Source organism: Aeromonas sp. 600276 (assembly GCF_049175815.1).
Classification (GTDB): Bacteria; Pseudomonadota; Gammaproteobacteria; order Enterobacterales; family Aeromonadaceae; genus Aeromonas; species Aeromonas dhakensis.
This window is the reverse complement of sequence record NZ_JAAKVU010000016.1, coordinates 46150-67367: the sequence shown is the minus strand read 5'-3', so window position 1 is coordinate 67367 and position 21218 is coordinate 46150. Positions and strand designations below refer to the sequence as shown.

The 21218-nt window shown below is 62.7% G+C and carries 14 protein-coding genes and 4 tRNA genes; 9 read left to right on the top strand and 9 right to left on the bottom strand.

Features of this window, described 5'->3' with window-relative positions:
• Positions 1 to 116: 116 nt before the first annotated feature.
• The 8 genes from kdpB to G5134_RS15965 all read right to left on the bottom strand — a co-directional run bounded on the left by kdpB (position 117) and on the right by G5134_RS15965 (position 12626).
• On the bottom strand, positions 117 to 2174 hold the full coding sequence (kdpB, locus tag G5134_RS16000) for a potassium-transporting ATPase subunit KdpB (protein WP_421232079.1): 2058 nt from the start codon (positions 2172 to 2174) through the stop codon (positions 117 to 119).
• Positions 2175 to 2229: 55 nt separating this feature from the next.
• On the bottom strand, positions 2230 to 3924 hold the full coding sequence (gene kdpA / locus G5134_RS15995) for a potassium-transporting ATPase subunit KdpA (RefSeq protein WP_043171132.1): 1695 nt from the start codon (positions 3922 to 3924) through the stop codon (positions 2230 to 2232).
• 10 nt (positions 3925 to 3934) lie between these two features.
• Positions 3935 to 4219, bottom strand: coding sequence for a hypothetical protein (locus G5134_RS15990; protein WP_231939756.1), 285 nt, complete (start codon positions 4217 to 4219; stop codon positions 3935 to 3937).
• A 92-nt stretch (positions 4220 to 4311) separates the two neighbouring features.
• On the bottom strand, positions 4312 to 5661 hold the full coding sequence (gene gorA, locus G5134_RS15985; protein WP_421232078.1) for a glutathione-disulfide reductase: 1350 nt from the start codon (positions 5659 to 5661) through the stop codon (positions 4312 to 4314).
• A gap of 76 nt (positions 5662 to 5737) precedes the next feature.
• A complete protein-coding gene (locus G5134_RS15980; RefSeq protein WP_005307102.1) occupies positions 5738 to 7705 on the bottom strand; it encodes an ATP-binding protein in 1968 nt (655 codons plus the stop codon).
• A gap of 122 nt (positions 7706 to 7827) precedes the next feature.
• A complete protein-coding gene (locus tag G5134_RS15975) occupies positions 7828 to 10908 on the bottom strand; it encodes a multidrug efflux RND transporter permease subunit (RefSeq protein WP_010635626.1) in 3081 nt (1026 codons plus the stop codon).
• Positions 10909 to 10923: 15 nt separating this feature from the next.
• Positions 10924 to 12030, bottom strand: coding sequence for an efflux RND transporter periplasmic adaptor subunit (locus G5134_RS15970; RefSeq protein WP_005307097.1), 1107 nt, complete (start codon positions 12028 to 12030; stop codon positions 10924 to 10926).
• A 32-nt stretch (positions 12031 to 12062) separates the two neighbouring features.
• The gene (locus G5134_RS15965) at positions 12063 to 12626 is read right to left on the bottom strand and encodes a TetR/AcrR family transcriptional regulator (protein ID WP_019839352.1); all 564 of its coding nucleotides are present in this window, start codon (positions 12624 to 12626) and stop codon (positions 12063 to 12065) included.
• A gap of 260 nt (positions 12627 to 12886) precedes the next feature.
• Here G5134_RS15965 and G5134_RS15960 point away from each other — a divergent pair.
• The 6 genes from G5134_RS15960 (at position 12887) to G5134_RS15935 (ending at position 14533) form a co-directional block, all read left to right on the top strand.
• Positions 12887 to 12963: transfer RNA gene (locus G5134_RS15960), tRNA-Arg, on the top strand.
• A gap of 50 nt (positions 12964 to 13013) precedes the next feature.
• Positions 13014 to 13089: transfer RNA gene (locus G5134_RS15955), tRNA-His, on the top strand.
• Between the two features lie 20 nt (positions 13090 to 13109).
• Positions 13110 to 13195 (top strand) — tRNA-Leu (locus G5134_RS15950).
• Positions 13196 to 13259: 64 nt separating this feature from the next.
• A tRNA-Pro gene (locus G5134_RS15945) sits at positions 13260 to 13336 on the top strand.
• 223 nt (positions 13337 to 13559) lie between these two features.
• Positions 13560 to 13994 (top strand): ricin-type beta-trefoil lectin domain protein, encoded by a 435-nt coding sequence (locus G5134_RS15940; RefSeq protein WP_010635629.1) that lies wholly within the window; start codon positions 13560 to 13562, stop codon positions 13992 to 13994.
• A gap of 14 nt (positions 13995 to 14008) precedes the next feature.
• Positions 14009 to 14533, top strand: a complete 525-nt coding sequence (locus tag G5134_RS15935; RefSeq protein WP_017766490.1) for an RICIN domain-containing protein — start codon at positions 14009 to 14011, stop codon at positions 14531 to 14533.
• A 71-nt stretch (positions 14534 to 14604) separates the two neighbouring features.
• Here G5134_RS15935 and G5134_RS15930 read toward each other — a convergent pair whose 3' ends face one another.
• On the bottom strand, positions 14605 to 15942 hold the full coding sequence (locus G5134_RS15930; RefSeq protein WP_005307086.1) for an MFS transporter: 1338 nt from the start codon (positions 15940 to 15942) through the stop codon (positions 14605 to 14607).
• 314 nt (positions 15943 to 16256) lie between these two features.
• On the opposite strand from G5134_RS15930, the gene G5134_RS15925 reads away from it, so the two are divergent.
• The 3 genes from G5134_RS15925 to G5134_RS15915 are packed head-to-tail and all read left to right on the top strand — an operon-like array spanning position 16257 to position 21209.
• Entirely contained in the window at positions 16257 to 17516 is a 1260-nt protein-coding gene (locus G5134_RS15925) for an ABC transporter substrate-binding protein (RefSeq protein ID WP_197495593.1), read from the top strand.
• Entirely contained in the window at positions 17513 to 19948 is a 2436-nt protein-coding gene (locus tag G5134_RS15920; protein ID WP_065017171.1) for an ATP-binding protein, read from the top strand. The genes G5134_RS15925 and G5134_RS15920 overlap by 4 nt, the downstream gene beginning before the upstream one ends.
• On the top strand, positions 19932 to 21209 hold the full coding sequence (locus G5134_RS15915) for a sigma-54-dependent transcriptional regulator (RefSeq protein ID WP_017783518.1): 1278 nt from the start codon (positions 19932 to 19934) through the stop codon (positions 21207 to 21209). The genes G5134_RS15920 and G5134_RS15915 overlap by 17 nt, the downstream gene beginning before the upstream one ends.
• Positions 21210 to 21218: the final 9 nt, after the last annotated feature.

The window sequence follows — 21218 nt, the reverse complement described above, 5'->3', positions numbered from 1 at the left end:
CCCGCATCCGGTGATGCCGTTACATCAGCCCCAGGCCGGTGATGACCAGGTCGATCAACTTGATGCCCATGCATGGGGCACGATCTGGCCGTGGATACAATCGTGCGGCGTTTTCATCACACCAGCCCCAGGCCGGTGATAACCAGGTTGATCAACTTGATACCGATGAAGGGCACTATCAGACCACCGACACCGTAGAGCAGCAGGTTGCGGCGCAGCAGGCTGGCTGCCGTGCCCTGCAGGCTGACCCCGCGCAGGGCCAGCGGCACCAGTGCGACGATGATCAGGGCGTTGAAGATGATGGCCGACAGGATGGCGCTTTCCGGGCTGCCCAGCTGCATCAGGTTCAGCGCCCCCAGCTGCGGATAGGCGGCGATGAACAGGGCCGGCAGGATGGCGAAGTACTTGGCCACGTCGTTGGCGATGGAGAAGGTGGTCAGGGCGCCACGGGTTACCAGCAGCTGCTTGCCTACCAGCACCACGTCCAGCAGCTTGGTGGGGTTGGAGTCGAGATCCACCAGGTTGCCCGCCTCCTTGGCGGCCTGGGTGCCCTCGTTCATGGCCAGCCCCACGTCGGCCTGGGCCAGAGCAGGGGCGTCGTTGGCGCCGTCCCCGCACATGGCCACCAGCCGGCCGTCGGCCTGCTCCTGGCGGATGTAGGCCAGCTTCTTCTCCGGCGTCGCCTCGGCGATGAAGTCGTCCACCCCGGCCTCGGCGGCGATGGCGGCGGCGGTCAGCGGGTTGTCACCGGTGATCATCACGGTGCGGATCCCCATGTGGCGCAGGATCTGGAAGCGAGCCTTGATGCCCGGCTTGATGATGTCCTTGAGGAACACCACCCCCAGCAGCTTCTCATGGGTGCAGACCAGCAGCGGGGTGCCGCCCTGGCGAGCTATGCTGTCCACCGACTTGAGGATGGGCTCGGGCACCGCCTTGCGATCGAGGGAGAGGTAGCGCAGCACCGCATCCACCGCCCCCTTGCGATATTGATGACCGTTGCGATCCAGCCCGCTCAGCCGGGTCTCGGCGCTGAAGGGGATCAGGATGTCGCTCTCCAGCTGGCTCGGTCTGGTGTGGCTCTTGCCAGCCAGAGTCAGGATGGATTTGCCCTCCGGCGTGTTGTCACCGAGCGAGGCCAGCATGGCGGCCTGGGCCAGCAGGGCCGGATCGATACCGGGGGCCGGGATCAGTTCATCCGCCATCCGGTTGCCGAAGGTGATGGTGCCGGTCTTGTCCAGCAGCAGGGTGCGCACGTCGCCGGCGGCCTCCACCGCCCGGCCCGACTTGGCGATCACGTTGAGTTTCACCAGCCGGTCCATGCCGGCGATGCCGATGGCGGAGAGCAGACCGCCGATGGTGGTCGGGATCAGGGTGATGAACAGCGCCAGCAGGTAGAGCCGGGGCACCTGGGTGCCGTTGTAGTCGAGGAACCAGGGCAGGGTGGCCACCACCAGCAGGAAGATCAGGGTCAGTCCCACCAGCAGGGCGTCCAGCGCCATCTCGTTGGGGGTCTTCTGGCGCTTGGCCCCTTCCACCAGCGCAATCATGCGATCCAGGGTGCTTTCGCCCGGATTGTTGCTGATGCGCACCCAGATCTCGTCGGAGACGACGGTGGTGTTGCCGGTCACGCCGCTGCGGTCGGTGCCCGACTCGCGGATGACGGGGGCGGATTCCCCCGTGATGGCCGCCTCGTTGACCGAGGCGATGCCGGCGACCACTTCGCCGTCGGCGGGGATCATCTCGCCGCTGCGCACCAGCACCAGATCGCCCTTGCGCAGGCTGGTGGCCGGCACCCACTCCCCCTTGTCATCCTGCGGATGGGTGACCCGGCGCGCCCTGAGCTGGCTCATGCCGGCCTTCAGGCTGTCGGCCCGCGCCTTGCCGCGCCCCTCGGCCAGGGTCTCGGCGAAGTTGGCAAACCAGAGGGTGAGCCAGAGCCAGGCAGTCAGCTGCCAGGCCAGCGAAGGAGCGACGCCGGAGACAGGCTGCCCCAGCAGGGACTCCACGCTGGCCATCACGGCCGCCAGCCAGAGGGTGAACAGGATGGGGCTGCCGAGCAGCGCCCTGGGGTTGAAGCGATAGAGGGCTTCCACCATGGCCTGCATGATCTGTGATTTCTGTTTCTTGCCCTTCACCTTGAGGGTGTCGGTGCTCATTGAAGCGGACTTGCTCATTGGAAAGCTCCCAGCATCGAATAGTTGACCACGGCGATCAGTTGGGTGTGCAGCATCAGAAGGCACCTCCCAGCAGGCTCAGGTGTTCCGCCACCGGACCCAACGCCAGCACCGGCAGGAAGGAGAGACCCCCCATCAGCAGCACGGTGACGATCAGCAGGGTGATGAAGAGCGGGCCGCTGACGGGGAAGTCCCCTTCGCTTCGCTCCTGGCGCGGGGCGCGGGCCAGTTGGCCGGCGATGGCCAGCACCGGAATGATGTAGCCGAAGCGGCCGAGCAGCATGGCCAGCCCGATGGCGATGCACTGCCAGCTGTCGGCGGCGGCCAGGCCGGCGAAGGCGGAGCCGTTGTTGCCGGCGGCCGAGGCGTAGGCATATATCAGCCGGGACAGGCCGTGGGGGCCGTCGTGACCGATGACGGTGGCGGAGTCCGGCATCAGCAGGGTAATGCCGCCGATCACCAATACCCCGACCGGCATCACCAGCATGCTGGCGACCACCCATTTCATCTCGGTGATACCGAGCCGTTTGCCCAGATAGGTCGGGGTACGCCCCACCATCAGGCCGCACAGGAATACGGTCAGCAGCACGAACAGCATCATGCCGTAGATGCCGGAGCCGACCCCGCCGAAGATGACCTCGCCGAGCAGCATGTTGATCATGCCGACCATGCCGCCGAGGGGAGTGAAGCTGTCGTGCATGGCGTTGACCGCACCGTTGGAGGCGCTGGTGGTCGCCACTTCCCAGATGCTGGAGAGCAGGGGGCCGAAGCGGCTCTCCTTGCCTTCCCAGTTGCCGGCCATGTTGCTGGCGTCAGTGGTGAACTGGGCGAGGGTGGGGTCCGGTTTCAGCTCCTGGGTGATGGAGACGAAGAGCCCGATCACCATCATCAGGGTCATGGCGACGAGGATGGCGCGGCTGTGGGCCAGGTCCTTCACGTAGCGACCCAGGGTGCAGACCATGGCGGCGGCCAGCGTCAGCAGGGCGACCATCTCCAGCCAGTTGGAGAGAGCGGTCGGGTTCTCGAACGGATGAGCCGAGTTGACGCCGAAGAAGCCGCCGCCGTTGGAACCGAGCTGCTTGATGGCGATCTGGGAGGCAGCCGGGCCGAGCGGCAACAGTTGCTCCTGGCCTTCCAGCGCGTGGAACGGCAGGTAGGCCGACAGGCTCTGGGGTACCCCCTGCCAGACCAGCAGCAGCGCCAGGATCAATGCCATCGGCAACAGCACGTAGAGGCAGAAGCGCACCAGATCCTGCCAGAAGTTGCCGAGGTGGGTGGTCTGCTGGCGGGCGATGCCGCGGAACAGGGCGATGGCAACGGCGGCGCCGGTGGCGGCGGAGACGAAGTTCTGGGTGGTGAGCCCCACCATCTGGCTGAAGTAGGAGAGGCTGGCCTCGCCAGAGTAGGCCTGCCAGTTGGTGTTGGTCATGAAGCTGACCGCGGTGTTGAAGGCGAGTTGCCAGTTCAGCCCGGGCAGTTGTTGCGGGTTGAGGGGCAGCAGCCCCTGCGCCAGCAGGATCAGGAACAGCAGGCCAAAGCCGGCGCCGTTGAAGGCCAGCAGGCTGAGGGCGTAGGACTTCCAGTCCTGCTCGCGCCCGTCCGTGCCACAGCAGGCCAGGGTGGCGCGCTCGACGGGAGCCAGCCAGCGACTCTTGCCCTCAAATACCCGATACAGGTAGTTGCCAAGCAGAGGCGCCGGCAGCAGCACCAGCAGTACGAACGCGACGGGATAGATGATCTCTTGCCACATATCCGGTTCCTCACTCATGGGTGCGCGCGAGGGCGCGCAGCAGATAGCCCGCGAGGGCGAGGACCAGCAGCAGATATAGCCAATTCATATCGACTCCATTGGTGTAATTGACGACCAAATGGTAGGAATAACCGGCGTAAAGGCGCCATAAAGCCGGATTTGGCAGGCGTAAAATCGGCGTAAAAAAGCAGGTGTGGGCGCTATTTGGGGGAGGGGAAAGATCGAAAAACCCGGCCTGAGCCGGGTTTGGTAGCAAGTCGCTGAGGCTGACCTGATAGTGACAGGCCAGCTTCAAACATGCTTATCGCATGGTCACAAACTCTTCCGCGCTGGTGGGATGGGGAGTGGGAACGCAGTGGCCGGTTTGACCTCTATGCCCTAGCTCCCTCAGCGCATGGTGACAAACTCTTCCGCACTGGTCGGATGGATGGCGACACAGTTGTCGAAGTCCGCCTTGGTGGCACCCATCTTCATGGCGACGCCGAATCCCTGCAGGATCTCGTCCATCGCAAAGCCGATGCCGTGCAGGCCGACCACCTTCTCTTCCGGGCCGACGCAGACCAGCTTCATCCGGGTGGGCTGGCGATGCTGGGTCAGCGCCGAGTACATGGCGCTGAACTGGCTGCGGTAGACCTTGACCTGATCTTCACCGTACTCGGCGATGGCTTCCGGCTCGGTCAGCCCTATGGTGCCGATGGGTGGGTGGCTGAACACCACGGTCGGCACCAGATCGTAGTTGAGGTGCTCGTTCGGCTTGTTGTTGAACAGCCGCTCGGAGAGGCGGCGGCCCGCCGCGACGGCCACCGGGGTGAGCTGGATGCGGCCGGTGTTGTCACCCACCGCATAGAGGTTGGCGACGGCGGTATTCTGGAACTTGTCGGTCGGGATAAAGCCCTTCTCGTCGAGCGTGATACCGGTGGCGGCCAGGTTGAGGTTGTCGGTGGCCGGGACGCGGCCGATGGCCCAGATCAGGCAGTCGACGGTGAGGTGGCGACCATCTTCCAGCTGCAGGGTCAGGCTCTCATCGGCGTTCTTGACCACGGCTTTCGGAATGGCGTGGGTGTGCAGCTTGGGTCCTTCCTGCGCCATGATTTCCACCAGAGTCTCGTGGATCATGGGATCGAAGTTGCGCAGCGGCGCGTGCTTGCGCACCACCAGGTGGGTCTCGGAGCCGAGCGCCTGCATCACGCCGGCGATCTCCACCGCGATATAGCCGGCACCCACCACGGCAACCCGTTTGGGCTGTTCTTGCAACTCGAAGAAGCCATCGGAGTCGATGCCCAGTTCGGCACCCGGAATGGCCGGCACTTCGGGGCGGCCGCCGGTGGCGATCAGTATGTGATCGGCGCTGTACTGCTCGCCATTCACCTCGATGGTGTTGCTGCTGACGAAGCGGGCGAAGCCCTTGATGACGGTGATCTGGTTCTTGCCCAGCACGTTCTGGTAGGACTGATGAATGCGGCCGATATAGGCCTGGCGGGACTCGACCAGCTTGGCCCAGCTGAAGTGGTTGAGAGTGGTGTCGAAGCCGTAGTCGGCGCCATATTTCAGGGCATCGGCGATCTGGCCGGCATACCACATGGCCTTCTTCGGCACGCAGCCGACGTTGACGCAGGTTCCACCCAACTCTTTGGCTTCAATCAGGGCAACTTTCTTACCGTACATGGCAGCCCGGTTGGCCGAGGCGATGCCGCCGCTGCCGCCGCCGATGGCGATATAGTCAAAATGCTGTGCCATTGCGAGGTTCTCCGCTCATTAAGAATGCAATCACAGCATGATGGGGATAAAGCGGCTGGCTCACAAGAGCCAGCACTCAGTTATGTTGGATCGGCAGGCGAATATGGAACTGGGCGCCTTGCTCCGGTTCGCTGATGCAGTTGATGCGACCACGCAGCAGCTGCACCACCAGGTTGTAGATGATGTGGGTGCCGAGCCCGCTGCCGCCCTGGCCCCGCTTGGAGGTGACAAAGGGATCGAAGATGCGCGGTAGTATCTCGGGCGGGATGCCGCGGCCGTTGTCGCTGTAGTCGATCAGCAGCTCTTCACCCTGTTGCTCTACCTTGATGGTGATTTTCTTGGGCTTGTCCCAGTTGTCGAAGCCGTGATTGATGGAGTTGAGGATCAGGTTCGAATAGATCTGGGTGAAGCTGCCGGGGAAGGAGAAGATCGACAGCTTGGGATCGCACTGGATATCCACCTCGCACTGGGCCTTCTTCAGCTTGTGGCCGAGGGAGACCACCACCTGGTGCAGGTTGTCGGCGAGGCTGAAGTTGTAGCGTGCCTCGGACGACTGGTCCACCGCTACCTGCTTGAAGCTGGCGATGAGCTCGGAGGCGCGGCGCAGGTTGCCCTGCAGCAGCTGCATGGATTCGTCGAGGTTGACGGTGAATTCGGTGAGATAGGAGCGTGACAGCTGCTTGGAGTCGATGTGCTGTTTGAAGTCGGCCACCCGCTCCTGCAGGTAGGAGGAGGCGGTCACGCTGATGCCGATGGGAGTGTTGATCTCGTGGGCCACGCCGGCCACCAGGGAACCGAGGGAAGCCATCTTCTCCGATTCCACCAGGGTCTGCTGGGCCTGTTTCAGATCGTCGTAGGCCTTGCCCAGCTGGTCGTTGGCATCGCTCAGGCTGCGGGTACGCTCCACCACCTTGCCCTCCAGCTGTTCGTTGAGCTGGATGATCTCCCGCTCCACCTTCTTGAGGCGGGTGATGTCGTAGCCGAAGCCGATCAAGTATTTGAGGTTGGGCCCTTCGTAGAAGGGGGCGAAGGTCCACTGCAGCACCAGCTCGTGGCCCTGCTGGTCATGCATCATGACCTCTTTGTCCTCGATGGAGCCGTGATCGGCCAGGGTGGCCGCCAGCTGGTCGCGCTGCTCCTTGCTGACGAACAGATCCAGCCAGTTGTGCTGCAGTATCTCCTGCTGGTGGTAGCCGGTCAGCAGGATGGCCGCCGGGTTGATGCTGGCGATGTTGAGGTCCGGCTCCATGCAGCAGATGACCATGTTGGCGGAGTTGATCAGGGTGGCGGAGAAGTCCCGCTCCTGCTGCAGCTGTTCGGCGGCCTGATGGCGCGCCGCAAATTCGTCGAGCAGCCGGGTGCGCATCTGGTTGAGGGTGGCGACCAGGGTGTCGAGCTCGTCGGGTTTCTTGCGGGGCAGTGTGCGCCCCTCCAGAGTCAGCTCGTTGGTGAGCCGGTCCAGATTCAACTTCTGGGCGTAGTGGGCGATGCGGTTGAGGTGACGCACCACCAGGTAATAAATGATGATCAGGATGCAAAACGAGACCACCAGGGTCTTGATGGTCTGGCTGACCATGATCAGCACGGATTTTTCGATGAGGCGCTGGTAGATCTGCTCCAGTGAAGCGGCGACGAACAGCTTGCCCACCACCTCCCCCTGATAGGTGAGGTTGAACTCGCGGGAGATGTCGTAGCTTTCCCGCTCGACCCCCTGGGTCAGCAGCGGCACTTCCGAGTTGCCGAGCATCTCTTTCACCATCACGAACTGCATGTTGGGCAGGTTCATGATGCCCTCGATCTGCACCTTCACCTGCTCTTCATCCAGGTTCCACAGGCTGGCGGCGATGGGCTGCAGGAAGGAGGCCTCGATCTGGCCGATGCTGTCCTCGATGACGGCCACGTCCTTGCGGTAATCCCAGGCAAGCTGCAACACCGTAATGATCATCGCCAATACGGTACTGCACACCAGAATGTAGGAGAGCAGGCGGTATGAGAGTCCGTTACGGCCGACGGCCCTAGCGGTCTTGGAGAAGAGTCCTGACATGGCGTCCTTGCGGTCTGGATATATTGCCATTTAGTTTAACTGCTTCATGCACTTATGTCGTGTTTCGTTCGCGTGATAAAAACAAGGCCCCGAAATGGGGCCTTGTTGATTCAAAAAGGTTTTTAATGACTCCCTTTCGCCTTGGGCGGAATGGATTCATCAAATACCGGCAGCGGTTTGTGTTCGGAGGCCAGGTAGGTGTAGATCACCGGCAGTACGAACAGGGTGAACACGGTACCTATGGCCAGACCGGCCACGATCACGATGCCGATGCTGAAGCGCTGGGCAGCCCCGGCCCCCGTGGCATAGAGCAGCGGGATGAGACCGGCGATCATGGCGGCCGTGGTCATCAGGATGGGGCGCAGACGCACCTTGGCAGCGGTCATGACGGCTTCTATCCGGTTGCGTCCATGCAGCAGCTGCTCCTCCTTCGCCACTTCACAGATCAGGATGCCGTGCTTGGTAATCAGGCCGACCAGGGTGATCAGACCCACCTGGGAGTAGATGTTCATGGTGGCGGCACCCCAGGCCAGGGCGATCAACGCCCCGCTGATGGCCAGCGGCACGGAGACCATGATCACCAGCGGGTCACGAGCCGATTCGAACTGGATCGCCAGCACCAGGAAGATGATGGCCAGCGCCAGACCGAAGGTGGCGTACAGGGCGCTGCCCTCGGTCACGAACTGGCGGGCCTCGCCCATGAAGTCGTAACGGTAGCCCTGCGGCAGCTTCTCGTCCGCCGTGGTGTTGAGCCAGTTGATGGCGTCACCCATGGTGGTGCCAGGCATCAGCACGGCACCTATGGTGGCGGAGTTGAGCTGGTTGAAGTGGGGCAGGGAGCGCGGCTCACCGATCACCTCGATGCTGATCAGGCTGCCGAGCGGGATGGATTTGCCATCGGCCGCCCGCACGTAGTAGCCCTTGATCGACTCGGGGTTGAGGCGGTATTTGCGCTCGACTTGCGGGATCACCTCGTAGGAGCGGCCATCCAGGTCGATGCGGTTGACGTAACCGTCCGACATCATGGTGCCCAGGGTGATGCCGATGTCCTGCATGGTGATGCCGTAGGCACCCGCCTTGTCCTTGTCGATCTTGATCTTCATGGTGGCGGAGTCGTACTGCAGGTCCAGCTCGGAGTAGACGAAGCGTCCGCTCCCCTGGGCTGCGGTCAGGATCTCGCTGGCCACCTGATAGAGGCTCTCGAAGTTGTTCGGCGTGGTGATGACGAACTGCACCGGCAGGCCGCTCGAGGCGCCCGGCAGTTCCGGGAACTGGAAGGTGGTGATGGACATGCCGGGCACGTCTTTCACCAGCCCGGCCACCCGGTCCAGCACCTCTTTCTGGCTCGCTTCACGCTGGCTCCACGGCACCATGGAGGCGATGCCGAACGCCTGATTGGCGTTGAACACCCCGGAGAAGACCTGGGAGAAGGCCACTTCCGGCTGGGAGTCCAGCACCTTGTTCACCTGCTCCATGGTCCCCTGGATGTAGTCCAGGTTGACGTTGGAGGGGGCGGTCCCCAGCACGGCCATGACGCCCTTGTCCTCGTTCGGCGCGAGCTCGCTCGGGATGAACTTGAACAGCATCGGCAGGCTGGCGAACACGATAACGGCGAACAGCACCACCACGATGCGCTTTTGCATCACGGCGTGCAGCATGGCGTCGTAACGGACCGTCATGCGCTCGAGCAGGTGGTGTACCGTGCTTTCGAACTTGCCCGGCTCCTCGTTGGCCTTGAGCATCTTGGCGCACATCATGGGCGACAGGGTCAGGGCTATGATGCCGGAGACAAACACGGCGCCCGCCAGGGTCAGCGCGAACTCCTTGAACAGGGAGCCGGTGATGCCCCCCATCAGGGCGATCGGCGCGTACACGGCGGCCAGGGTGACCGTCATGGCGATGACCGGCACGGCGATCTCGCGGGTGCCTATGATGGCGGCACGGAACGGATCTTCTCCCTCCTTGACGTGACGATCCACGTTCTCCAGCACCACGATGGCGTCATCCACCACCAGGCCGATGGCCAGCACCATGGCCAGCAGGGTCATCAGATTGATGGAGAAGCCGAACATCTGCATCACCATCACCACGCCGATCAGACTGAGCGGGATGGTGATAATCGGGATGATGACCGCGCGGAACGAGCCGAGGAACAGGGTGATCACCACCAGCACGATGGCGGCTGCCTCGGCGATGGTCTTGATCACCTCGTGGATCGATTCGTTGATGGCCACGGTGGAGTCATAGAGGACGTTGGCCTCCATGGTGCTCGGCATGTTGCTCTTCAGGCTCGGCAGCATCGCCAGCACGTCGTGGGCGATGTTGATCGGGTTGGCAGTCGGTGCCGCGTTGATGGCCAGTACCACGGCCTCGCGGCCGTTGGCGGTGGCGCGATAGGTGTCGTGGCTCTTCTCCAGGGTCACCTTGGCGATGTCGGCCAGGCGGATCACCTTGCCGTCACGTGTGGAGACCACCAGGCGCTCGAGCTCCTCGGTGGTGTTGACCTGGGTCTCGGCGTTGCCGTTGTAGAGGGTGAAGTAGCCGGTGGCCTGGCCGGTGGCGGACTGATAGTTGTTGCTGTTGAGCACGTTCATCACGTCCGCGGCGGTCAGGTTGAACGCCGCCATCTTGGCCGGATCCAGCCATACCCGCAGGGCGTACTTGGTACCGCCGTACATGTCGACCTTGGAGACACCGCCGACGGTGAAGAGCTGGGGCTTGATGACCCGCTCCAGGTAGTCGGTGATCTGGCTGGCGTTGAGCTCTGGGCTGGTGAAGCCGATGTAGAGCACCGCCGTGGTGGAGCCGGTGGACATGGTGACCGAGGGGTCTTCCGACTCCTTGGGCAGCTGGGATCGCACCGAGTTGACCTTGGCCAGAATGTCGGACAGGGCGGCGTTGGGATCGGTGTTGAGCTTCATGTAAGCGGTGATGGTGGAGCTGCCGAGCTGGGTGGACGACGTCATGAAGTCGATGTTGTCCGCCTGGGCGATGGCCTGTTCCAGCGGCTGGGTGATGAAGCCCTGGATCAGGTCGGCACTCGCGCCGTAATAGCTGGTGCTGACCGTGACGACCGTGTTGGTCATCTCGGGGTACTCGCGCACCTGCATCTTGAACACGGCCTGCAAGCCCAGCAACGCGATCAGGAAGCTGATCGAGATGGCCAGGATGGGCCGCTTGATGAATATGTCGGTAAAGCGCATCTGTCTCTCCGCGTTTTACAGCATGGGAGCCTGGTCAGGAACCTTCAGACCCTGATCCTGCACGATTTTTACCTTGGCGCCGTTGCTCAGGCGTACCTGGCCGGACATGACCACTTCGTCACCCGCCTTGATGCCGGAGACCACGTGGGCATCGTTGCCCTTGCGCTCGCTCACCTTGACCACCACCTGTTCGACGCGTTTCACGCCGTCCTGCTCCTTGACCAGGTAGACGTTCTCGCCGTACAGGGTGAAGGTGATGGCGGTCTGCGGCAGCACTATCTGGTCCTTCTGGGCCGGCAGCAGGATGCTGGCGCGGGCAAACATGCCGGAGCGCAGCAGGCCGTCGTTGTTGGGGATGTTCGCCTGCACCTGGATCAGGCCGCTCTGGTAGTTGACGGCCGGCTCGATGGCGCTGATGTGACCCTTGAACTGGCGGTTCGGGTAGGCATCCACGTTGATCCGGATCTCCTGATTCAGGCTGATGCGGGAGATGTCGGTCTGCGGCACGGTGAAGCGCAGGCGCATCACGCTGGTGTCTTCCAGCCGCACTATGTCGGTGCCCGGTTGCAGGTACTGACCGAGGAAGACGTTGCGCAGGCCGACCACGCCGGCAAACGGTGCGCGCACTTCGCGGCGGGCGATGGTCGATTTCAGGCTCTCGATGTCGGCCTCGAGGGAACGATAGGTCGCCTCGGCATCATCCAGCTGGTCGCGGGAGATGGAACCCTTGGTAAACAGGTTCTGGTAGCGTTCGTACTTGGCCTTGGCCGCCGGCAGCTTGGCCATGGAGGCGCGCAGGTTGGCCTTCTCGACGCTGGCGTCCAGGCTCAGCAGCAGCTGGTCCAGCTTGACGGTGGCGCCGGATTCGAAGGAGATGCTGTCGATGGTACCGGACTGCTCGGTCGACAGGGTCACCCCCTGATTGGGTTCGATGAAGCCGATCGCCTCGATGGTCGGTACCCAGTCACGGGTCTCCACCTTGTGGGTGGTGACCGGGAACTCGGGCTCCGGCATGTTGGCCATGTAGTTGGCTATCATCTTTTGCTTGAACAGGTTGAAGCCAATCACGCTGCCGAACAGGGCCAGCGCGATGAGCAACATGATGCTCATCCACTTTTTCATGAACTCTCGCTCCTGAGATATGAGTGCAATGTTTAAGGGGTCAAAATGGCTCGCCAGCTGGCCCGGATCACGGCTTCCAGCTGCTCTTGCGTCAGTTCGAATTGGTGCACCTGGCTTTGCAACGCCAGGTTCGCCACACAGTCCAGGCTCAGCACCTGCAGTACCCGAACGGGCAGGTCGATAAACAGGCCCTGTTCTATCCCCCGTTCGTAGAAGCGATCCAGCGGGGCCCAGGCGGCCTGGATGACCGGGTCCTGCTCCAGCTCAGCTCCCAGCGGGGATGTTTCATACTGCAATTTGCATTTGAGCGCGTTCGGTTCGTCGACAAAGATGGCGTGGATGTTGAGCCACAGCCGCCGAAATTGTTCGAACGATACCTCCTCTGTCTGCACGCCTTCCATGACCAGGGGATGACACTGGAGGATGGTGTGCCGGTAGAGTTGACGGATCAGGTCATCCTTGTCGCTGAAATAGCGATAGATGGTGCCTGCCGCCACCCTGGCTTTCTTGGCCACCACGGCAATGGAGAGGCCGTGGAAACCCTGTTCGCCGAGTACTTCATGAGCCGCATCGAAAATGCGTTCTTTCTTGTTCATGATTGGATGATCACAACGACTGAATGAACGTTCATTCATTCTAGGGAGGCTTTGAGGCAAGTCAAGTTTTGCCCATCGCTGTCAGCAAAATGGGGTGGGGGGAAAAGTAGCGGGGAGGGGCCGGAACCGGCCTGAATAACACAAAATCGCTTAAAAAAAGCCAGAAACGATGGAAAAACAAGCGGTTGATTCGGCTTGATAAAAAAAGGGTAGACAAGGTGGGTCCTCATCATTAATATTGCGCCCCGTTCGACAGCGTAGCGCCCGTAGCTCAGCTGGATAGAGCGCTGCCCTCCGGAGGCAGAGGTCACAGGTTCGAATCCTGTCGGGCGCACCATCAAAAGTGCGCCGGTTAAACGGGCGAGTTGAAGAACGAAAACAGCTGTGGTGGCTGTAGCTCAGTTGGTAGAGTCCCGGATTGTGATTCCGGTTGTCGTGGGTTCGAGCCCCATCAGCCACCCCATTTTACAGCTTGTCAGGTACGCGAAGGTGGCGGAATTGGTAGACGCGCTAGCTTCAGGTGTTAGTGCCCCCCGGGTGTGAGGGTTCGAGTCCCTCTCTTCGCACCATACTTGCTGTATAACCAGGATGACCGCATGGTCGTCTTTGTTTTTTGTAGAATCAAAATATTCTCGGTGATTAGCGCAGCCCGGTAGCGCATCTGGTTTGGGACCAGAGGGTCAAAGGTTCGAATCCTTTATCACCGACCACATTCTGAAAAACCTCGCTTCGGCGGGGTTTTTTGCTTTCTGCCCTGCCTATCATCCCGGCTTGCCGCGCCGCTGTAACGTTTGTTTACACTCTATCCGGGCAGTCTTGTCCCCCCTTCAGTTATCCTGCCAGCTGGAGTCCTTGGTGACCGGATGTCACAGACCTCTTTCAGGCTTTTTTATGCATAACAAAATCTCGATTTTCTCCTGCAGACCCGCAGTCATGGCCGCCCTGCTGCTGGGCGGTTGTACCCTCAAGCCGCCGATGGATGAGGTGATGAACTCCATGGTCTCCCAATCGCAGAGCGAGTCTGCCTCCTCCCTCTTGCTGACCTACAACGGCTTCTGTGTCGGGGTTGCCGGGCAGCAGGCCGTCACCCAGGTGTGCGGTGGCAAAGACACCAGGTCGTTTGAGTGGGCGCTGGGGGAGCTGAAGATGCAGGAGACATGCCTGCAGGCCAGAAGCGGCAATGAACTGATCCTGGCTCCCTGCGATGGTCACGCCCAGTGGGTGTGGCGGGAGGACAAGCTGTTCAACAACAAGGCCTCCCGTTGTCTGGATGTCGCGGGACGGCGTCATACCCCGAATACGCCCTTGCGTTTGGCAGAGTGCTATGGCGGTGCCAATCAGAGCTTCCTGGTCGGGGGGATTGAGTGATGCGTCCATCTCCTTTGATTGCCGCCTGTCTCTCGCTTTCGCTGGGAGGGTGCCAGAGTCTGGACTCTTCGGATTTTCTGCTGGGGGCCGTGGTGATCGGTGCCATAGGTGCTGCCGCCTACTACGACCACAAGCAGGAGAAGAAGGAAGCCCGCAAGCGAGAAGAGTCGGGGGGCCAGTTGCTGGCAGCCAATGGCAAATGCCTCGACATTGCCGGTGGCGTGCGCAATGGCAACCAGTTGCAGCTTTGGGACTGCAACGGCGGAGAGAACCAGCGCTTTCGTCTGGATGGCAAGGCGGTGAAGGTCGGCGGCAAGTGCCTGGATGTGGCCGGCGGCGATCGCGACACCGGGGCCAGGGTGATCGCCTGGGATTGTCATGGCGGCAGCAATCAGCAGTGGCGCTGGGAGCGGGATCGGCTGGTCAGCCGCAGCAGCCACCTCTGTCTGGATGTATCCAAGGATGGCAGTGCCAATGGTACTCCCCTGATCCTCTGGCAGTGCCATGGGGGCGACAACCAGCGCTTTCGAAGAAAGTAACCCCGGATTGCCAATGCCAGTCAGCATCAACTGACTGGCATTGTTTTTTGGCGTGTCCCGGTGAACGGGGATCAGTAGTTGACGACTTTTTTGGCGTTCCACACCGTCATGGCGAGCAGCATGGAGACCACGGAGGCTCCGAGCCAGAAGTACTGGGCACTGCTGAAGTCATAGTGGGTCACGCCGTCTATCTCGCTGGTCTTGATCAGGGCCGCAGAGACCAGCTCCTGGATGGAGGCGGCGATGTAGGAGCAGAGGCCGATGAAGCCTTTCACGGCACCGACCGCCGTCTTGGGCATCAGGTCGCAGGCGGTCAGGCCGGCCAGGAACACCACCAGACCACCGATGGCGTAGCCGATCAGGGCCAGCGCGACGGCATCCATCATGCGGCTCTGCGGGCCCCAGAACATCAGGCACATGCCGGCCACGTTGGCCAACCCGTACAGCAGGGTGGGGATGTGGCGGTTGGCGTTGAATACCTTGTCGGAGATGATCCCGGCCAGGATGGCGCCGAGGAAGCCGGCGATGGGGTAGGCCGACATGGCGAAACCGGCGTCGATCAGGCTGTAGCCCTTCTGCTCCTGCAGGTAGAGCACGGCCCAGGAGCTCATGGCGTAGCGGGACATGTACATGCAGGCGCAGGCGGCGGCGATGAGCCAGACGACGGGCTGCTTGAGCACGAACAGCTGGGCGCGGCGGATTTCGGCCGGATCCACCTTCTTGGCGATCTCGGGGGCTTCACCAAAGGCGACGGCCGGCTCCGGCAGGGCATAGGTCTGCGGGCGATCTTTCAGCACCAGATACATGCACAGGGCGGCGATCAGGGAGGCGATGCCGGCGCCGATGAAGCCGGCCTTCCAGCCGAAGTAGCTGACGATGGTGGCGGTCAGGATCCAGGAGATGCCTTCCCCTATGTTGCGCGAGCCACCCCAGACCGAGTAGACCGAGCCCCGTTGCTTGGGGGAGAACCACTGGAAGATGGAGACGCAGGAGGGGGCGGAACCGACGGACTGGAACCAGCCGTTCAGGCCCCACATCAGCACCAGGAAGAAGGTGGCGGTGTTCATGCCCATCAGGATGGTGCAGATGGACGAGAGCCCCAGCGAGACCGACATGAAGCGGCCTATGTTGGCGTAGTCGGAGAGGAAGCCGTTGGAGAACTTGCCGACGGCGTAGGTGAACAGGAAGGCGGAGCCGATGACCCCCAGCTCCTCCAGGGTCACCACGCCGGAGTCGAGCATGGGTTTCTTGACCACGTTGAGGCTCATGCGCACGACATAGAACATGGCATAGCCCAGTACCAGCCCCAGGAAGACCTGCCACTGGTACTTGCGGTAAATCGAGCGGATTTTATCGGGCGAGGCATCCATGACCGGCAGGTCGGCTCGCGTCTTGAAGAAGTTGAACATGGGGTTCTCCGTTTCTATTTTGGCAGCATGGTTTCAGAGGGAGCTCTGATAGCGGCTGCCATCATATGAAGGGAGAAATTCAGCCGGCAAAAAGCCGGATATGGGTCAACTCTGACTCAATCATGGGAAAACCATGAGTCAAAAATGACATATTTGAACTGTCCTATTGATATTCGATGAATAACAATAGCCGCGTGCCGAGGCATAATGAGTCAGAACTGGCTCATCCTCGTGTAAATAAAAATTACGGCATGTGCCGAATATTAGATGTACTGCACATATTCCTGAATTAACGCGCGAGTCGACCGATAGTCATGCACCTCTTTTGCCGCCGGCTGGCCCTGTTCATGGGCAGCGTTTTGTTGCCATTCAGCACCCTGCAGGCCGCTTCACTGACGGTGCTTACCTCGTTTTCGGAGGCGCCGGTCAAAGCGGTGATCGAGGGCTTTGCCGAACAATATCCCGGGATCCGGGTCGAAGTTATTTATCGGCGCACCATTCCCTCCCTGCGCTTATTAACGGAGGCCGATGCACCGCAAGTCGATATTATCATGTCCTCTTCGCCGACTTTTTTTAACACGCTGGACAAAGCCGGTTTGTTGGCGGCTTTGCCAAATGAAACTATGCCGCCCAAATGGCTCGCTCCCCATACCCTGGGGCTGGGCAATAAAGTGGCCGTGGTCGGTTATTCCAGCAGTGGCATCATGTATAACCGCCATTATCTGGCCAAATATCAGCTGCCGCAGCCCACCAGCTGGCAGCAACTGGCGTCCCCACTCTTCATGGGGCACGTGATGATGAGCTCACCCTCCCAGTCCGGCACCACCCACATGATGGTGGAGAGCGTGCTGCAGCAATATGGCTGGCAGCAGGGCTGGGCCCTGCTGATGCGCCTGGGCGGCAACCTGTCGGCCATCACGGCGCGCAGCTTCGGGGTGAGCGACGGCATCAGTCGCGGTCTGGCGGGGGCCGGCCCGGTGATCGACAGCTACGCCCTCACCAGCCAGGCCCGCTTCGATCACGTCGGCTTCAACATCATGCCGGATTCGGTGATCCTGCCGACCTACCTGGGGGTACCCCGTCGCTCGGACCATCCGCACAGTGGCGCCCTCTTCATCCAGTACCTGCTTTCCGACAAGGGGCAGGGGATCCTCGCCACTCCCGGCATGGCCAAGGCCACCCTGAGCCAGCCCGGGCTGGCCAGACAGACCCGCTACGTCACCGACAAGGCGCTGCTCTATCGACGGGCAGGCCTGCTCAAGGCCCTGTTCGAGCAGACCATCACCCAGCAGCTGCCTAGGCTGAAGATGACCTGGCAGGGGATCAACGGGTTGAATACCCATGGCGAGCCCTGGCGGGTTGCACTGCTGGAGCAGGCCGTCGCCAAGGCGAGCACGCCGCCGCTGAGCGAGCAGGAGGCGCAGGATCCGGCTCTGCTGGCGCTGTTTGACGGCCTCTATGACCGGGAGCAGGGCAATCCGCAGGCGGAGCGGGTGATGCACCAGTGGCGCCAGGCGACCGAGGCGCGCCTGAACGAGGCGCAGCGGCTGGTCGAACAGGCGGCCAGGCCATGAGCCGGCTGGGGCACCTGCTGGCCATGCCGCGCAGCCTGGGGCGGCGGCTCATCCTCGCCTTCGTGGCCATCACTGCCCTGACCGGCGCCATGGGCATGGCCGCCTATGTGATGTGGGATCGGCTGGGCCGGCAGATCCACCTCATCGTGGAGGAGAGCCTGCCCGCCATCGACAACGCCTATCAGCTGGAGCGGGCCAGTTCCCGCCTGTTGCTGTTGCTGGCCCAGTTGCGCGATACCCGGGATCCGGTGCAGTACCAGCGCCTCTCCCACTCGGTGTCGACCACCCTGCGGGACATCCAGCGCGCCTACCGGCTGGGCACCCCGGGGGATCAGGAGACACCCTCGCAACGCCAGGCGTTCGGGGAGCTGAGCGCGCTGGTGGCGGATCACGGGCGCTACCTCAAGCAGCAGATCGAGCACGCCGAAACCCTGCAGCAACTGCAAAAGCGCAGCAACTGGCTGCATCAGGATCTGGTGGATGATGCCGCCCCTCTGCTGCAGGAGGTGGAGTGGCACCTGACCGGCATGGTGGCAAGCCCGGACGACATGAGCGAGTTTGGCAACGTCATCAAGGAGTTCTCCGCCCTGCAGGATCTCACCTTCAAGGAGAACGAGCTGCAGTCCCTGGTCGGCGAGGTGATCGCCCAGCGTTATCAGCAGGATCTGGAGAGCGCCTTCCTGTTCATCGGCTACAAGATCGACGAGATAGACGAGCTGACCTCGCGGCTAGCAGAGTACCCCTCGACCGTGAGCTACCGCCAGATCCTGCAGGACATCATCACCCTGGTGAAGCCGGATGGCCCGCTGCACCGGCTGCTGCTGGCGGATGTGCAGACCCATCAGCAGCTGACGGCCCTGCGCCCCCGGCTGGACGACGCCGTGTCGCGCTATCACCAGAAGGTCAGCCTGATGGTGAGCGATGCCAACCGCTCCCTCAGCGCGCTGGGGGAGGACAGCAGCCAGCAGGTGGCGACCGGCAAGCTGGTGATCCTGGTGGTGCTGGCGCTCACCCTGCTGCTCAGCATCTTCGTGCTGGTGGTGCTGATCGGCCGCCGGCTGATCAAGCGGCTCGACCTGCTGGGGCAGGAGCTGGACAGAGTCGCGGCAGGCCGGCTGGACGTGCCGGTCAGCACCAGCGGCCGGGACGAGATCGGCCGACTGGGCGACAGCCTGCGCCACTTCAGCCAGCAGTTGCAGCAGATGGAGCGGGCCAATGCCCTCAACCTCATCAATAACACCCAGGCCTGCCTCATCACCTGCCATCCTGATGGCACCATAGAGTCGGTCAACCCGAGCGCGCTCACCCTGTTCCGGCAGACCGGCATCGAGCCGGGCCGGCCGTTGTGGCAGGCCTTTCCGGCAGCGGCGAGGGCGATGCTGGCGGAGCAGTTCGGGGCGGACCAGCCGCTGCACCGGCTCGGCCACAGCGAGTGCACCCTGGCCTGCGATCAGGACGAGACGCCCCGTTTCCTGCATCTCAACCTGCGCCGCTTCGAACAGGGGCGCGGGTACAGATTCATCATCACCATCACGGATGTCACCCGCCAGGAGCTGACGGCCAGGGAGCTCGGCCTGCGGGTGGCGGAGCGTACCCGCGAGCTGACCGAGAACAACCGGCTGCTGGCGGAGGAAGTGGTGCAGCGCCAGCAGGCGGAGCGCACCCTGTTGCAGACCCAGGATGAGCTGATCCAGGCGGCCAAGATGGCGGTGGTGGGGCAGGCGATGACCAGCCTGGCCCACGAGCTGAACCAGCCGCTGTCGGCGATGATGACCTACCTCTACACCAGCCGGGCGGCCCTCGCCGCCGGTCAGCTGCAGGCGCTGGACCAGGACCTGGGCAAGCTCGACAAGCTGGGGCGGCGCATGAGCCGCATCATCAATGCGCTGCGCCATTTCGCCCGCAAGTCGCCGGCGGAGGAGGTGCGGGTCCGGCTCGAGCTGGGGGCGCTGGCCGAACAGGCCATGTTGCTGCTGGAGACGCGGGCGAAACGCGATGGCTGCACCCTCTGCAACGAGTTGCCGGAGGGGCTCTGGCTCGAGACCGACCCCGTGCTGCTGGAGCAGGTGCTGGTGAACCTGCTGGTAAACGGGTTGGACGCGGTGGCCGGGCTGGCGCGGCGCGAGATCCGGCTGCAGTTGCTGGAACGAAGTGAGGCCCGGCTGCGGCTGGCGGTGGTCGACAGCGGTGCCGGCTTCGGCGAGGCGATCCTGCCCAGGTTGTTCACCCCCTTCACCACCTCCAAGGAGGTCGGGTTGGGACTGGGGCTGACCATCTGCCGCTCCCTGCTGGCCCGCTGCGGTGGCGAGATCATGCTGGGCTCGGCGCTGACTGGCGGCGCCATGGTGATAGTGGAATTGGCGGCGGTCGACCCTGCCGGGTCGATCGCCCATCAGAACGAGGAGAGTGCCATCTATGCTGTTGCCCGCTAACCGTCCCGCCAACGTGCTGCTGGTGGACGATGACGAGGACGTGCTGGAGTCCTATTGCCACCTGTTGCGGCTCTCCGGCTACCAGCCGAGGGCGACCACCTCCCCCCACGAGGCGCTGGAGCTGCTGGCCGGCCAGTGGCCCGGGGTGCTGGTCTCTGACATCTACATGCCCGCCATGAACGGCATGGAGCTGTTGGCCCGGGTGCACGAGATAGATGCCGAGATCCCGGTCATCATGATCACCGGCCATGGCGACATCCCGCTGGCGGTGAAGGCGGTGAAACAGGGGGCGTTCGACTTTCTGGAGAAACCGCTTCATCCCCAGGATTTGCTGGGCCTGCTGGAGCGGGCCTGCCAGCAGCGCAGCGCCGTGCTGGCGCGCCGCAGCGAGATCCAGGCGACGGTGGATGACGAATTGATCGGTACCAGCCCGCAGATAGTGGCGATCCGCGGCCAGCTCAACCAGCTGGCGCAGACCGACAAGGATCTGCTGCTGGAGGGGCCGGCCGGCTCTGGCCGCCACACCCTGGCCCGGCTGCTGCACAGGATCAGCGCCCGGCGAGAGCAGGCCTTCCAGCTGCACGACTGCGGGTCGGCACCCAGCCTGGCCGAGGTGCAGGCCAGCCTGGCGCAGGCCGATCAGGGCACCCTGGTGCTGCAATCCCCGGCCCGCCTGAGCGCCGACTGCCAGCGCTGGCTCGGCAACCACCTGCTGGATCAGGAGCGCAAGGGAGGCAAGTCGCTGCGCACCATAGCGCTGTTCGAGGAGTCGCCGGAGGCGCTGGTGGAGCGCCAGCAGCTGATGCCTGAGCTCTACTACTTCCTCTCCCAGGTGCGGCTCAGGCTGCCGCGGCTGGTGGAGCGCAGCTGCGACATCATTCCCCTGTTCCGGGCCTTTCTGCGACAGGGCTGCAAGCGCATCGGCCGGCCGGTGCCGGCGGTGGATCGCGCCTATCTAGAGACGCTCAAGCGGCATCAGTGGCCCGGCAATCTGCGTGAACTGCGCAACGTGGCCGAGCTCTATGCGGTGGGGATCGTCAAGCTGGCCGGTGCGGAGCGGGCCATGCCGCTGGCCAGCGGCAAGGAGCCGCTGGACGATCTGGTGGAGGAGTTCGAGCGACGGGTGATCGAGGATACCCTGTTTCTCTTCTCCGGCCGGGTGACCGACGCCGCCCAGTACCTCGGCATCCCGCGCAAGAAGCTCTACCTGCGCATGAAGAAGCACCAGCTCGACAAGGAGCAGTTCAAGCCGGCCACCTGAGGGGTTGCC

Bases quoted from the DNA above. Each gene is read 5' to 3' on its own strand.
- kdpB (WP_421232079.1), bottom strand. From the start codon at position 2,174: ATGAGCAAGTCCGCTTCAATGAGCACCGACACCCTCAAGGTGAAGGGC.
- kdpA (WP_043171132.1), bottom strand. From the start codon at position 3,924: ATGTGGCAAGAGATCATCTATCCCGTCGCGTTCGTACTGCTGGTGCTG.
- gorA (WP_421232078.1), bottom strand. From the start codon at position 5,661: ATGGCACAGCATTTTGACTATATCGCCATCGGCGGCGGCAGCGGCGGC.
- G5134_RS15980 (WP_005307102.1), bottom strand. From the start codon at position 7,705: ATGTCAGGACTCTTCTCCAAGACCGCTAGGGCCGTCGGCCGTAACGGA.
- G5134_RS15975 (WP_010635626.1), bottom strand. From the start codon at position 10,908: ATGCGCTTTACCGACATATTCATCAAGCGGCCCATCCTGGCCATCTCG.
- G5134_RS15970 (WP_005307097.1), bottom strand. From the start codon at position 12,030: ATGAAAAAGTGGATGAGCATCATGTTGCTCATCGCGCTGGCCCTGTTC.
- G5134_RS15965 (WP_019839352.1), bottom strand. From the start codon at position 12,626: ATGAACAAGAAAGAACGCATTTTCGATGCGGCTCATGAAGTACTCGGC.
- G5134_RS15940 (WP_010635629.1), top strand. From the start codon at position 13,560: ATGGCCGCCCTGCTGCTGGGCGGTTGTACCCTCAAGCCGCCGATGGAT.
- G5134_RS15930 (WP_005307086.1), bottom strand. From the start codon at position 15,942: ATGTTCAACTTCTTCAAGACGCGAGCCGACCTGCCGGTCATGGATGCC.
- G5134_RS15925 (WP_197495593.1), top strand. From the start codon at position 16,257: ATGCACCTCTTTTGCCGCCGGCTGGCCCTGTTCATGGGCAGCGTTTTG.
- G5134_RS15920 (WP_065017171.1), top strand. From the start codon at position 17,513: ATGAGCCGGCTGGGGCACCTGCTGGCCATGCCGCGCAGCCTGGGGCGG.
- G5134_RS15915 (WP_017783518.1), top strand. From the start codon at position 19,932: ATGCTGTTGCCCGCTAACCGTCCCGCCAACGTGCTGCTGGTGGACGAT.